Below are 14326 nucleotides of genomic sequence, written 5' to 3'. Positions count from 1 at the left end.
GCTACCTAAGACTTGGCTATCAGCCTTTTACGCGTGACCGTTTCGAGAACGCTCACGAATTCAGACGCTGCAGGAGATATATCCGTGCCGGTGAGAATGCGCAGCTCAAGCGCCGGCAATCGCGGAAGCCCAGAATCGAGCCGTTGTATTCCATCAGGAATGCCATGCATCGTCCGGACAGTCACGCCGAGGCCAAAGCGGACGGCGGCCCACAAGCCGGACAGGCTTGGCGTAGTAAGAGACAGACGCCAGCGGACCGCGGCCGCATCCAGTGCCTGAAGGGCGGCCTGCCGGAACAGACACGGGTGATTGAAAAGCACGAGCGGAAGACCGTCCTGATACCCGCGCACTACCTCCGCGGCATCCTCCCGGCCGAACCAGAACATCGGCATGGATGCCAGCAGGTCACCCGCCCTCGAGCGCCCCGCTTCCGAAAACGCGAGCGCAATATCGAGCCGTCCCGCCCTAACCTCTTCCTCCAAGGCATAGTTGCGCCCTGCGCGGACCTCGACGTGCACGTTCGGCTGCAATTTCGAAAAGCGGGCGATCGCATCGGGCATGACGTCCTCGAAGAAATCCTGCGGCAATCCCAGCCGGATAGCCGGCGCCGCAACCGTCGCACCCAGCGTCGCGCCGGCTTCGTCATGCATGGCAACGATCCGCCGCGCATACGCGAGCAGTGTTTCACCCGCCTCGGTAGGCACAAGTCCGCGGCCGTTGCGCTGGAACAGGATGTGGCCCGCTTGCTCCTCAAGGCGTTTCAACTGCATGCTGACGGCTGATTGCGACCGCCCGAGCTGAACAGCCGCACGCGCGAAGCTGCCCAGTTCGGTACCGACGACCATGGTACGCAGCGCTTCGATATCGAAATGTGGCCTCATCTATCTGAATCCTTGAAGTGTTACTTCATATATATCCGTTAGACGAAATGGTAGCTGTTGATCAGAATCATGGGCAACTAAAAAAGGAACAGGCCATGAATACATCGAAGGCAATTGGCTTCATCGGCATCGGCACCATGGGCGAGCCGATGGCAAACAATCTTCTGCGCGCCGGCATCCCGCTGATGGTGTGGAACCGGTCGGCGCAACGGTGTGAACCTCTGTCGCGAGCTGGCGCGACGGTCGCGCAGAACATCGCCGACGTGTTCGCGAGGTGCGACATGATCATCCTGATGCTGGCCGACGGTGCGGCCATCGATGCCGTACTCGGCCGAGGCACGCCCGAATTTGTTGCGCGTGTCGCAGGACGCAGGCTGGTCGCCATGGGGACGGTGTCGCCGGGGTTTTCGGAGGCTTTGGCGGCCGACATCCGAGCAGCCGGTGGTCACTATGTGGAGGCGCCGGTCTCGGGTTCACGCAAGCCGGCCGAAGCGGGACAGCTTGTCGCCATGCTCGCGGGGGATGACGAGGACGTCGCTGCGGTACGCCCGTTGATGGCTGCGATGTGCCGGGAATGTTTCGAGTGCGGCCCGGTGCCGTCAGCCCTGCGCATGAAGCTCGCAGTGAACGTCTTCCTGATCACAATGGTCACCGGCCTGACCGAAGCTGCACATTTTGCCGAGCGCCATGGTCTCGATATGGAGCGTTTCGCTGCCATCCTCAGTGCTGGCCCGATGGCGAGCGATGTATCGCGAGTCAAGGCCGCCAAGCTGGTACAGCGCGACTTCGCTCGCCAAGCCGGCATTTCCGACGTGCTGAAAAACAGTCGGCTGATCGTCGAGGCGGCCCGCGAGGCGGCCGTTGCAGCGCCGCTCATGGAAACATGCTACTCACTCTATGGCGAAACCGAAGCCTTGGGCTTTGGCGAGGAAGACATGGCGGCCGTTGTCCGGGCATTCGAAGCGCGTACGGCAGGTGGTTCGCTATGAAATTCTTTTGTTTTCGCTTTAAGCGTGGACCCGCTCTGAGGCACGCGGCATCGCACAATGGCCGGGTACGAGCGGGGGTGTGCGCGGTATAGTTAGTTTCTCTCCCGATCTCCCTCCTGATCGCGCGCCAGTAAGGCGATCGCCCATTCCGCCAAGTCGCCTCGTATCGGTAATAATTTCGGTTACCTGATTATGTTGTCATGCACAAAGATAGCTCCTTTTTATGAATTTTCATTGCGTCTCCTTCGCACTCTTTATGAAATCCAATTCAGCCGGTCTTGTTGATATTTTGTAAATAGATGATATAAACAAAGCCACGCATCGGTCTGCATCGACAACGCTCATTTAAAGCGGGCGAAATTATGCAAAGGAACGTGTGGAGTCTCGGCTTTGGCGGGATGGCAATCCTTACCGGCGCGATGCCGGTGGGCGCTGATGCCGCCTGTTCGGCGACAGCGCCGGTCAGTAATACCACCGTTACCTGCTCTGGCACAGGCATCTCATCCGTCGTTGCCGCGACGGGAAGCACCAACGTCACCATCAACATCGATTCAACGGCGACCGGCAGTTTCTCATTGCCGGGAACACCGACGCCATTCACGGTTGACTCCTCCAGCGCGATCACCAACAACGGCACGCTCTCCCTGTCAGGCAACGGCACGGGTGTCGCGAACCGCGGGGCGGTACTGATCGGCATGAACAACGGCAATACGATCACCAACGGCACGACAGGCGTGATCTCCACGACGGGTGCCTACAACGACGGTCTCGCAGCGAACGGCAACAACAACGCGCTGATCAACAACGGCAAGATCACGACGACGGGCAACAATTCGTATGGCATGACAGCCGCGTGGGGGCAAAGCAACGCAGGCGCTTCGGGCAACGCCCTCACCAACACGGGGACAGTCTCCACGACGGGCAGCAACGCGCGCGCCGCGTCGCTGCTAGGCGGCAGCGGCACGATCAACAACAGCGGCACGCTGACCTCGAGCGGCAAGGACAGCCCGGCTGTCTACATGCAGGGCAACAACGACACGCTGATCAACAGCGGCAAGATCCAGACCACGGGTACCGCGACGAGCAGCGGAAGCGTCGACGCGGTCGTGTCGAACACCCTCGGTACATCGTTCACAGCGACGATCACGAACCAGACGGGTGGACAGATCATCAGCAATAACGGCATTGGCGTACGCTCGACCAACGGCAATACGACGATCACGAACGCCGGGCTGATTCAGGGAGGCGGTGGCACTGCGATCAAGGGTGGCAACGGCAATGTCACTCTGAACCTGCAGACCGGCTCGCAGATCATCGGCACCGCCGATGGCGGCGGCGGTACGAACGTCGTCAACCTGCAAGGCTCAGGCACTGCGTCGAACGCATTCGTCAACTTCCAGAGCCTGACGATGGCAGGCGACGCGTGGACCTGGGCGGGTACCGGCACGTTTTCGAACGCCCTCGTGCAGAGCGGCACGCTGAACCTGACAGGCACGCTCGGCACGACGACGGCATCGGTTATCGCGACCGTCAACAGCGGCGCGACCCTGCAGGCCAATGCGTCGAACCTGCCACTCTCCGTGACGGATAACGGACTTGTGCGCTTCCAGCAGGACAGCGCGGGCACCTACACGGGACTGATCGGCGGCGCGGGCGCAGTGGAGAAGACAGGCGCGGGCACGCTGAGTTTGTCCCCGGCTGCGGCGGGCGGCAACACCTATTCGGGCGGCACGACCATCACGCAAGGCACCTTGTCCGTCGCGGCAGACAATGCGCTTGGTGCGTCATCCGGCGGCTTGACGTTCAACGGCGGCACGCTTCAGTTCGACAGCGCGTTTAATCTCGCGTCGAGCCGTGCTCTCTCGATCACCTCGAACAATGGCACGATCGACACGCAGGGCTACGACTCGACGATCACGCAGAACATCGCGGGCGCGGGCTCGCTGATAAAGCTCGGCTCCGGCGCGCTGACGCTTAATAGTGCGAACAGTTATACCGGCGGAACGAATGTGGATGCGGGCACGCTTATCGTCGGCGACGGAACGAGCTCATCGGCGGCGCTGTCCGGCGGCGGCCCGGTCACGGTCGCATCGGGCGCAACGCTTGGCGGCTACGGCAGCGTGACGGGCAACGTGACGAACAGCGGCACGATTTCCGTGGCGAATGCGCTCGCCAGTCTTTCGAGCGGTTCAACCGGCAACTTCCAGATCAACGGCAATCTGACGAATGCGGGCCTCGTGCAACTCGGTGGCAGCGGCATCGGCAATACGTTGACGGTCGCGGGCAACTATGTCGGTCAGAACGCAACGATCTCGCTAAACGCCTATCTGGCCGGAGATGCCGCAGCGTCGGACAAGCTCGTGATCAACGGCGGCGCGGCAAGCGGCACGAGCACGCTGAAGGTGACGAATGTCGGCGGCCCTGGTGCGCTGACTCCCACAGACGGAATCCAGGTCGTGCAGGCGGCCAATGGCGCGACGACGGCCGCGAGCGCCTTCACGCTGTCCGGTGGATCGGTCAGTGCGGGCGCCTACACGTATTACCTCGCGAAAGGCGGTACGTCGACGGGGACGAGCGACAGTTGGTATCTGCGCAACACGGTGCCGCCGAAACCGCAGCCGCTGGCATCGCAACCGGGTCAGCCGAGTCAGCCCGGTCAGCCGGCTCCAACGCCCCCATCGCCCATCGTCGCGGAGGGCACGCCGCTCTCCATCGCGCAAGCCGTCGCCTCTGCGGCCCCAGGCGCCGCAGAGGTGCCGATCTACCGGCAGGAAGTACCGCTGTACACGGAAGCGCCGGCCGTCGCCCGCCAACTCGGGCTGGAGCAGATCGATACGTTCCACGATCGCCAGGGCGAACAGGGGCTGCTGACCGGGAACGGCCAGGCGCCTGCATCGTGGGCGCGTGTCTGGGGCGGCTACAGCGACCTGCAGCAGAAAGGCGACGTGGCGCCGTCCTTCGACGGCACGGTATGGGGGATGCAGATCGGGCAGGAGCTATATGCGGACAACAGCCCCAGCGGCCACAGCAATCACTATGGATTCTTCCTCGGCTTCTCGCGCGCGGTAGGCGACGTGAACGGCTTTGCACTGGGTCAACAGGATCTGGGCGTCGGTACGCTGCAGGTGAACGCGTACAACCTGGGCGGCTACTGGACGCACGTGGGTCCGGGCGGCTGGTACACGGACGCAGTGATGATGGGTAGCGCCCTGACCGTGCGCACACTTTCGAACGACGGCGTGAGCGGTTCGACGGACGGCAACGCGTTCACGGGCTCGGTCGAGGCGGGGCTACCGATCGCGTTGGGCTACGGGCTGACGCTGGAGCCGCAGGCGCAACTGGTGTGGCAATGGCTGTCGCTTGACCGGTTCAACGACGGAGTCTCCGACGTGACGTGGAATAACGGCAACACGTTTCTCGCCCGGGTTGGCGCACGGCTGCAGTGGGCATTCGATGCGAACGGGATCACCTGGAAGCCTTACCTGCGTGTGAGCGTGCTGCGCTCATTCGGCGCAGACGACGAGACGACTTTTAGCGGCACGACGACACTGGGCACCCAGGTCGGCCAGACGGCCGGTCAAATCGGCGCGGGGCTCGTCGCGCAACTGACGAAGCATGGCAGCGTGTATGCGACGGCCAGCTATCTCACGAATCTCGGTGGCCAACATCAGCGCACGATTACCGGCAATGCCGGCGCTCGCTGGACCTGGTAGCACGCCATCCCTGGTCTTTAAAAGCGATCACGCCCCGACCGGCAGCGACTGCCGGTCGGGGCGTGCGCGAAGCTGTGCTCCTAGAACCTGTGGCGAATGCCGACGCGTCCGACCAACTGCTTGCCGTTCGACGAAATGGCGGTGGTATCGGTGATGGCCGCGACTGCCGGACCGCCGGTAGAGTCGTCGCCGATAGCACGCTGGTAGAGCGCCATCACATATACGTCGGTACGCTTGGACAGCGAGTAGTCGAGCGCCGCATCGTATTGCAGATACTTCCCGCTTTCGACTGATTTTCCGTTCCGCTCCGTGAGCGAATTGCGATCGACGTAGTCGGATGCCAACAGCAACTGCAATCCGGGCGAGATCCGATAGATGAAATTGACCTGCACGTCATTGAAGGTCGCCGTGCTACCCGTCGCGTAGCCACCGGCCGGACCCTTGGCGCCGGTCGGCATCGGATTACTACCCAGATTCATGAACTTGGCGTTCGTATACGTGACGCCGAGCGTCGCCGACCCCAACTTGTAGGATCCGCCGAAATCGATCAACTGAAACGTGTTTGCGCTCATGAAGCCGGAGTAGATCGGCGTCATCAAGGTTTCGGGCAGACTCGAAGCGGCAGTGCTAAACATGCCGGTGCCCGGGTTGCGCGCGTTCAGGTAGGCAGCGCCAACGGCGACCGGCCCCCGGTTATACGAAGCGCCGAGCGACCAGATCTGGTTGTTGGTGAAGTTTCCAGCCGTACCGCCGAGACTGTACGTACCACCGAATTTCAGGCCCGAATAGTTCGGGCTGGCATATTTGATGGTGTTGTTATCGTGGTAATCGATGTTCGAGTTATCGAGGTCGCCCGGGTGCGCGCCGTAGACGCCGCCCCCCAACTGCCCGGCTGCGAGTGGAGCCGCATAATCGAAAACCGAGTCGTATTGGCGACCGAGGGTGACCGTGCCGTAGGGAGTCGCGAGGCCAACCCAGGCCTGACGGCCGAACAAAAGGCCGTTCTGGCTCAGCGCGCCGCTGTTGCCGTTAAAGCCGTTTTCGAGCAGGAATACCGCCTTCATGCCGCCACCGAGGTCCTCGGCGCCGGTCAGCCCCCACCGGTTGCCCTGCATCACGCTCCCGGCTAACTGGTATTGGTGGCCGCCTTTGTTGTTGGTGATCATGTCGAACCCTTCGTCGATAATGCCGTACAGGGTGACACTGCTTTGTGCGTGTGCGGCGCCGGCTAATGTGCCGAGCGCGACGAGGGCGATAGTTGATTTTTTCATCTGGTGGGTGATTGTTGTTTTACTGTCTAAACAGAGCCTGTCGCAACCGGACGAAGCAACGCCAATCAAACCGCATGGAAGCGGCTGATACGTTATGGAGCGTCACACTCGAGACAGGAGTCCGTAACGTCAGCTTGTCGCTGACGACTTAACAGAGCCAACAATGCCACTACACAGCATGCTCTTAAATCAGGGTAAATTCGAAGCAGAATGTTCTATCACGCCACCCGATAACTTTGCTATGCTTTGCGGCGAGGCGCCATCCGTAGCCGCGCATCTGCGCTCCTAGCCGGTTACGGACTCCCAGGCTTCTCCAATCGGTCGGCGGGTATCCTTTAGGTCAGAAGCGGACATAGCTTCGATTTTGAAGACCGAGACTGCGTCCCGCAGCGCTGTCGCCTGCTCGGACATGGCCTGCGCGGCCGCCGATGCCTGCTCCACGAGCGCCGCGTTCTGCTGTGTCACCTCGTCCATCTGACCGACCGCGTTGTTCACCTGCTCGATTCCGGTACCCTGTTCTTCAGAAGCCGTTGCGATTTCGCTCATGATGTCAGTCATCTCGCGTACCGCCTTCACGATGTCATGCATCGTTGCGCCAGCCCGTTCGACCTGCTCCGAGCCTTCGGCCACATGCTGGACCGAATCGTGAATCAATTCCTTGATTTCTTTCGCAGCACTCGCGCTGCGCTGCGCCAGCGTCCGGACTTCGCCCGCGACGACCGCGAACCCCCTGCCCTGCTCGCCGGCCCGGGCCGCCTCGACCGCTGCGTTGAGCGCGAGAATATTGGTCTGAAACGCAATCCCTTCGATTACCGAAATAATCTCGGCGACCCTATCCGAGCTCCGTGAAATCGACTGCATCGTTTCGACCACCTGATGCACCACTTCACCTCCGCGCATCGCGACTGCACAGGCTCCTCCCGCCAGCGCGTTCGCCTGTTTCGCATTTGCCGTGTTCTGACGCACCGTCGAAGTCAGTTCCTCCATGCTCGCCGCGGTTTCCTCGAGCGATGCTGCCTGCTCCTCCGTACGCTGGGAGAGATCCATATTTCCCTGCGCAATTTCTCCGGCAGAAATCTTGATCGACTCGGCTGACGACTGGATACCCGCAACGATCGACTTGAGTTGCTGCCGCATAGACTCCAGCGACGCCATCAGGCTAGCGTGATCGTTCGGCGCCACAGGCACTGCAACCGACAGGTCACCTTGCGCAATGCGCGCCGCAACATCCGCTGCATCGGCTGGCTCTCCGCCCAGCGATCGCACGATCCCGCGGGTAATCCAGATTCCCAGCGCAACCGCAAGAAGCACGGTCATCGCACCCGCCGCCGCAAGCACGAGCTTTGTTGCCAAGGCTAACGCTGCGACCTCGTTAGAGCGTCTGTCGAGTTCCATCTGCTCAGCGCTGTCGAATTCGGCCGCGACCTTCCTATAGTGACCCATGAACGGCTTGTCATTCCCCTGCCTGAAATAGTCCGACAACGCATTCCAGGGTTGTTGACCCGCGGTTACGTCTCTGCGCAGCCCGATCAGTTTCTCGTCGATCTCCTTGACCTTTGTGCGCATCTCACTCAAGGTTTTGAGTCTTTGTTGCTGGTCGGGATCGTCGGCTGTCAACGAGCGAGCCACGTTCAGCGCCTTGTCAAACTGCTCACTCCCTGCGTTGTACGGCTCCAGCAATGGTTCGGTTCCGGACGCGACGAATTCACGCACACTCGCTTCCATCTTGATCATATTGGTCAACATGTCATCGCTGGTGCGCAGGACCTGGTAGCTACGAACGTTCCAACCGTTCGCCTGATTGAGCCGGAGGAAGTTGATGATGGAGATCGTGTTTCCAACCAGCGAAACGACTACAACTGCGCCGAACGTTGCGGCAAGCTTTCTGCCTACGGTCATCCTCATGAACTTATCCCCGGGGTGACATACCACCTTTACTGCGTGGATATTTTGAAGTTATGCACTCGCGTCTGTCGCAAACCGTTTCTCAAGGCCGAGGCCGAGCGCCTTCCCAGGCGCGCTGGAGCAGCGCCCGAAGGGGAACAGCCTCCACTGGACGCGGATTCCAGTAGGGATTCGACAAGGCTACTTCGCATGCCTGATCAAGATCGGACTCGCTCAGTCCGATCTCACGCAACCCGCGTGGCACACCGAGTTCCAGGCTCAGTTCGTACAGTCCATCTGCGGCGACATCCACGTTGAGTGCCCGCGCAATACGTGTCATTGCGTCATCTGCGACGATGCTGTTATACGCGAGTGCATGCGGAAGAACGATCGCATGCGTCTCCGCATGCGGCAGATTGAAGGTGCCTCCAAGGGTATGGCAAAGCTTGTGATGAAGTGCCATTCCTACGCTGCCGAGAACCGTCCCGCACAGCCACGCCCCGTAGAGGCACTCACTGCGCGCTTCTCTGTTCGTGCTGCTCGCTTTCACGCCACGCAGACCTTTAGCGAGCGCGCGGATTCCCTCTTCAGCCATCAGCGACATGACGGGGTTTCCATCCTTTGCATACAGGCCCTCGGCAGCGTGAGCAATCGCGTTCAAGCCGCTCACCACCGAAAGATCGATCGGCAAACCGAGCGATAGCTCCGGATCGTAGAGCACTGTTTTCGGAAGTACTCTTGCGTCGCGCCCGGTCCGCTTGAGTCCCCCTTCGGTTATGCCGTATATCGGCGTCATCTCCGAACCGGCATACGTCGTCGGAATCGCGATAATCGGCAGCGACGACTCGAGCGCGATGGCTTTGCCAAGGCCAATGGTCGAGCCGCCGCCAATGGCTACCGCGCAGTCGGCGTCGACCGACTTCGCATGCTCGCGAGCACGTCGGGCGTTTTCAATGGGCACATGCATCTGCGCGCCGTCGAAAACGCCGGCACTCGAGGGGCCGAGGAGAGAGGAAACGATCTCGGCCTGCTCTCGCTGCTCCGGCGTGCACAGAACCAGCGCCCTGCGCGCTCCCAGCGTCTCAACTTCCTGCTGGATGAGTTTCATGCTGCCTGCGCCGAAAATCACCCGGGAGGCAGGCGTCGTATACGTAAAGTCGTACATAAGATCTGGATTTCCTCGTTATGGGAAACAGGCGTTCGGGCTCAGATGTAATCCACCTGATGCCTGGCAATACGACTATCTCCGATGATCTGCTTAACGCGGATATGCTCGGGATGAACCGCATACGCTTCAAGCGACTCGTGACTCTCGAACTCGGTGTAGAGCACGACGTCACAGGCGTAATCGACTCCGCTGACGTCCACGCCGACCTCCAGCTTTGTGAGCCCCGGGATCTTCCCAGTGAGACTTTCGAAGGCACTCTTTACAAGCTGAGCCGTTTCCTTCTTTTGCTCGGGCGTATCACCGCGAACATCCCACATAACGATGTGCTTGATCATGTCGATTCCGTATTAACTTCCAATGCCTTGGGAAACCATGCGCGAGCGTCCCTGCGGGTACTTGCCCACATAGATCGACTGCCCACTTGCCCGCTGAAATTTTCCAGGTCCAGGTGCACGTCATCTGACGGCACCTCCGAAACACAATGCTCAAGCCTTGTTCTTGTTGTAGACGTCCACAAAAACCGCCGCGAGCAACACTATCCCCTTGATCACCTGCTGATAGTCGACGCCAATGCCCATAATGGACATCCCGTTGTTCATCACGCCCATGATGAAAGCGCCCACGACCGCACCGACCACCTTCCCAACACCGCCAGAAGCAGACGCACCGCCAATAAAGCACGCAGCAATCACGTCGAGTTCAAAGCCCGTACCTGCTTTCGGTGTGCCGCTGTTCAGGCGAGCCGCGAAGATGAGACCGGCCAACGCCGCCAGCACACCCATATTCACGAAGGTCATGAAGCTGACTGCAGGAACACTGACCCCCGACAATCTGGCTGCTTTCGCGTTGCCCCCCACTGCATAGATACGACGGCCAATGGTGGTGCGATTCATGATGAATGTGTAAACACCAATCAGCACGCCCATGATGACGAGAACCGTCGGCAGACCGCGATACGACGCGAGGATGTAGCAGAGAAAGACGATCAGGCCGGTGAGGATAACGTTCTTCGCGATGAACATCGAAAACGATCCGCTGGTCATACCGTATTTCGTTGCGCTCGCGCGGTGCCGAAGCTCGATCACGAAGAAGAGCACGCCCACCAGAATTCCAAGCAGGATGGACGTGATGTGCAGATTCTGGCCGTGAAAAACGTCGGGAATGAAGCCGGAGCTGACCGTAGCGAACGCGTCCGGGAAAGGCCCAATGGACTGGCCCTGAAGCACGAGGTTGGTGAGGCCGCGAAACACTAGCATGCCGGCCAGCGTGACGATGAACGACGGCATCCGCCAGAACGCAATCCAGTAACCCTGAATGGCTCCGATCAGCGCGCCGGTGATGATGCAGATGACAGTGGCCAGCACGTAGTTGACATTGAACTGCACCATCAGAACCGCCGCGAGCGCGCCCACCAGTCCGGCGGTCGAACCGACCGAGAGATCGATATGGCCTGCGACGATCACCATCAGCATACCGAGCGCCATGATGACGATATAACTGTTCTGAAGCACCAGATTCGTCAGATTGAGCGGCTGCATCAACACACCGTTCGTCGACACCTGGAAGAATGCCATGATGACGATGAGCGAAATCAGCAGTCCGTATTCACTCGCGCCCCGCTTGAACGCGCGAACGATTTCGCTTTTTTCAACTCCGGCTTCCTGCGGCGCCGCCGGCGAAAGTACCTTACGCATTTTAGATGCCTCCATTTCGCATGATTGCCCGCATGATCTTCTCCTGCGAGACTTCCTCCGCGGTGAACTCGCCAACAAAGCGGCCTTCGTTCATCACATAAACGCGGTCGCACATGCCAAGAAGCTCCGGCATTTCCGAAGAAATCATGACCACGCACTTGCCCGCTTCAACCGCCTGATTGATGATGCTGTAAATTTCGTATTTCGCGCCCACATCGATGCCTCGCGTGGGCTCATCCAGAATGAGTACTTCGGGCCCCGAAAACAGCCATTTGCTGAGCACCACTTTCTGCTGATTGCCGCCGGACAGATTGGCGACCACATGGGTTACCCCTTGGGCGCGGATACGGAGCTTCTTCAGAAAATCTGCCGCAACCGTCATTTCCTCGTGTTCGTTAATGACCCCGAGTTTCGACACGCCCGTGAGGTTCGCCAGTGTGATGTTTCGCTGGATGTTGTCGTCAAGGATCAGACCGTTTCCTTTCCGGTCTTCCGTCACGTACGCAAGGCCCGCCTTGATGGCCTTCCGCACCGACGAAACGTCTACCGGCTTTCCGTGCATGAGCACGGTTCCGGAAATGTCCTGCCCGTACGTTCCGCCAAAAACACTCATGGCAAGCTCGGTACGCCCGGATCCCATCAGACCGGCGATACCCACGATTTCGCCTTTTCGTGCCTTCAGATTGACGCCCTTGATGACAGCGCGGTCCCGCTGGGTTGGGTGCTGTACGCGCCAATCCCTGACCTCGAAGATCACGTCGCCGATCTTCGGCACACGCTTCGGGTAGCGGTCCGACATCTCACGGCCGACCATCGCCTTGATGATGCGGTCTTCGCTCACGCTTTCCGCCTTGCAGTCGAGCGCATCGACCGTGGAGCCGTCGCGGATGACCGTGATGCCATCGGCAACGCGTGAAATCTCGTTGAGCTTGTGCGAAATGATGATGGACGTCACGCCACGCGCCTTCAGCTCCAGCAGGAGATTGAGCAGCGTATCGCTGTCCTTTTCGTTGAGGCTTGCCGTGGGTTCGTCGAGGATCAACAGACGGACCTCTTTCGACAGCGCCTTGGCAATTTCGACCAGCTGCTGTTTACCGATGCCGAGCGTGCCTACGGGCGTATCGGGAGAGTCAGTCAGACCGACCTTCGATAGCAGTTCCTTTGCCTTGGACCGGGAGCCTTGCCAGTCGATCACGCCTCGCTTCGACTGCTCGTTGCCCAGGAAGATGTTCTCGGTAATCGAGAGCATGGGCACGAGTGCGAGTTCCTGATGGATGATGATGATCCCGACCTGCTCGCTGTCTGAGATATCCGAGAACGCGCGATCTTCACCGTCGTAGACCACATTTCCTGCGAAAGAGCCGTGCGGATAAACGCCACTCAAGATCTTCATCAGCGTCGACTTACCCGCGCCGTTCTCGCCGCATATGGCGTGAATCTCGCCTTTTCGGACTTTAAGATTGACGTTGTTCAGGGCTTTGACCGCGCCAAAGCTTTTCTGAATTTCGCTCATCTCCAGAATGGTTTCCATCGTCGTACTCCTCGGGTCGATCAACTGCAACAGACCTCTGTTCGGTGCCGGCTGCAAATGCGCCGCCGGCACCCTCATTGGCCTGCGATTTGTTACTTCAACTGCGCCTGCGTGTAGTACCCGCTCGTGACCAGTTCCGGCTGCCAGTTGTCCTTGTCGACGAGGATGGGCTTCACGAGGTAGGTCGGAACGATCTTGGCCCCGTTGTTGTAGCTCTTCGTGTCGTTCACAGGTACGGGCTTTCCGGTCAGCGCGTCGTCCACGATGTCAGCCGTGATGCTGGCCAGCTTGCGCGTGTCCTTGAATACCGTGGTCGTCTGGTCGCCGCGGATAATGCCCTTGACGTTCTGCAGGTCGGCGTCCTGTCCCGTGACGATCGGCATCGGTTGTTGCGGTGTGCCATAGCCGACACCCTTGAGCGACGAGATCACACCGATCGCGATGGCATCGTTCGGCGTCCAAACGGCATCGAGCCGGTTGTTGCCGTAGAAAGCGCTCAGCAGGTTATCCATACGCGACTGCGCCGTAGCGCCGTCCCAGTTGCGCGTAGCAACCTTGTCGAATTCCACCTGCTTGCTGCGAACCACGAACTTGCCGCTGTCGATATATGGCTTGAGCACCGACATCCCGCCGGCGTAGACCATATGAGCGTTGTTGTCGTCGGACGAGCCGCCGAATACCTCAATGTCGAAAGGCGTCTTGCTGCCCCTCTTCTGCCAGGCGGCAACGATACTCTGCGCCTGCAGAACACCCACACCATAATTGTCGAACGTGGCGTAGTAGTCGACGTTCTTGGTCTGGCTGATCAGGCGATCGTACGAGATAACCTTGATGCCCTTCTGTTGCGCAAGCGCCAGCGCGTCGGAGAAGGTCTTACCGTCAATCGGGGCAATCACGAGCACCTTGACGCCCTTGGCCAGCATGTTCTCGACCTGGTTGACCTGCGTCGGCACGTCATAGTTGGCGTACTGGAGATCCGAGGAATAGCCTTTCGCCTTCAGCGCGTCGACCATGCTCTTACCATCGGTGATCCACCGCGACTCCGTCTTGTCGGGGAGGGAAATCCCAATGACCCCTTTGTCCTGGGCGTAAGCGCATACCGACACCGCGGACAATGCAATCGAAGCGGCCAAAGCCACCGCAACGTTCTTGATCATGCTCATCGTTTTGTCTCCTGATAAGGACTACATAGTTA

Annotated in this window: 11 protein-coding genes; 2 read left to right on the top strand and 9 right to left on the bottom strand. The window is 59.8% G+C overall.

The genetic code is table 11. The features are described 5' to 3' along the window. Positions 1-5: 5 nt before the first annotated feature. A complete protein-coding gene (locus P3T24_RS13605; RefSeq protein ID WP_429435245.1) occupies positions 6-881 on the bottom strand; it encodes a LysR substrate-binding domain-containing protein in 876 nt (291 codons plus the stop codon). A 17-nt stretch (positions 882-898) separates the two neighbouring features. On the opposite strand from P3T24_RS13605, the gene P3T24_RS13600 reads away from it, so the two are divergent. Beyond that, entirely contained in the window at positions 899-1870 is a 972-nt protein-coding gene (locus P3T24_RS13600) for an NAD(P)-dependent oxidoreductase (protein ID WP_429435242.1), read from the top strand. A 268-nt stretch (positions 1871-2138) separates the two neighbouring features. Here the strand turns inward: P3T24_RS13600 and P3T24_RS13595 are convergent, their stop codons facing one another. After that, positions 2139-2471, bottom strand: a complete 333-nt coding sequence (locus tag P3T24_RS13595) for a hypothetical protein (RefSeq protein WP_429435239.1) — start codon at positions 2469-2471, stop codon at positions 2139-2141. Here P3T24_RS13595 and P3T24_RS13590 point away from each other — a divergent pair. Next, positions 2446-5583, top strand: coding sequence for an autotransporter outer membrane beta-barrel domain-containing protein (locus tag P3T24_RS13590; protein ID WP_429435236.1), 3138 nt, complete (start codon positions 2446-2448; stop codon positions 5581-5583). The two genes, P3T24_RS13595 and P3T24_RS13590, sit on opposite strands and share 26 nt — an antisense overlap. 80 nt (positions 5584-5663) lie before the next feature. Here P3T24_RS13590 and P3T24_RS13585 read toward each other — a convergent pair whose 3' ends face one another. The 7 genes from P3T24_RS13585 to chvE all read right to left on the bottom strand — a co-directional run bounded on the left by P3T24_RS13585 (position 5664) and on the right by chvE (position 14294). Next, positions 5664-6854 (bottom strand): porin, encoded by a 1191-nt coding sequence (locus tag P3T24_RS13585; protein WP_429406398.1) that lies wholly within the window; start codon positions 6852-6854, stop codon positions 5664-5666. Positions 6855-7139: 285 nt separating this feature from the next. Continuing rightward, positions 7140-8753 (bottom strand): methyl-accepting chemotaxis protein, encoded by a 1614-nt coding sequence (locus P3T24_RS13580; RefSeq protein ID WP_429406499.1) that lies wholly within the window; start codon positions 8751-8753, stop codon positions 7140-7142. Positions 8754-8841: 88 nt separating this feature from the next. Continuing rightward, complete coding sequence (locus P3T24_RS13575) at positions 8842-9903, bottom strand: maleylacetate reductase (RefSeq protein WP_429435233.1); 1062 nt, start codon at positions 9901-9903, stop codon at positions 8842-8844. 41 nt (positions 9904-9944) lie between these two features. After that, positions 9945-10241 carry a Dabb family protein gene (locus P3T24_RS13570; RefSeq protein ID WP_074267254.1) on the bottom strand — a complete coding sequence of 99 codons (297 nt, stop codon included), beginning with the start codon at positions 10239-10241 and terminating at the stop codon, positions 9945-9947. A 150-nt stretch (positions 10242-10391) separates the two neighbouring features. Next, on the bottom strand, positions 10392-11600 hold the full coding sequence (mmsB, locus tag P3T24_RS13565; protein ID WP_074267253.1) for a multiple monosaccharide ABC transporter permease: 1209 nt from the start codon (positions 11598-11600) through the stop codon (positions 10392-10394). A 1-nt stretch (position 11601) separates the two neighbouring features. After that, positions 11602-13131: a multiple monosaccharide ABC transporter ATP-binding protein gene (gene mmsA, locus P3T24_RS13560; protein WP_429287443.1), complete on the bottom strand. Its 1530-nt coding sequence runs from the start codon at positions 13129-13131 to the stop codon at positions 11602-11604. A 92-nt stretch (positions 13132-13223) separates the two neighbouring features. Next, positions 13224-14294: a multiple monosaccharide ABC transporter substrate-binding protein gene (gene chvE / locus P3T24_RS13555; RefSeq protein ID WP_429435231.1), complete on the bottom strand. Its 1071-nt coding sequence runs from the start codon at positions 14292-14294 to the stop codon at positions 13224-13226. Positions 14295-14326 lie beyond the last annotated feature (32 nt).

This window comes from Paraburkholderia sp. GAS33, from assembly GCF_050436645.1.
In the GTDB taxonomy this organism is placed as follows: Bacteria; Pseudomonadota; Gammaproteobacteria; order Burkholderiales; family Burkholderiaceae; genus Paraburkholderia; species Paraburkholderia phenazinium_B.
The sequence above is the reverse complement of the archived record's forward strand: the minus strand, read 5'-3'. Positions and strand labels throughout refer to the sequence as shown.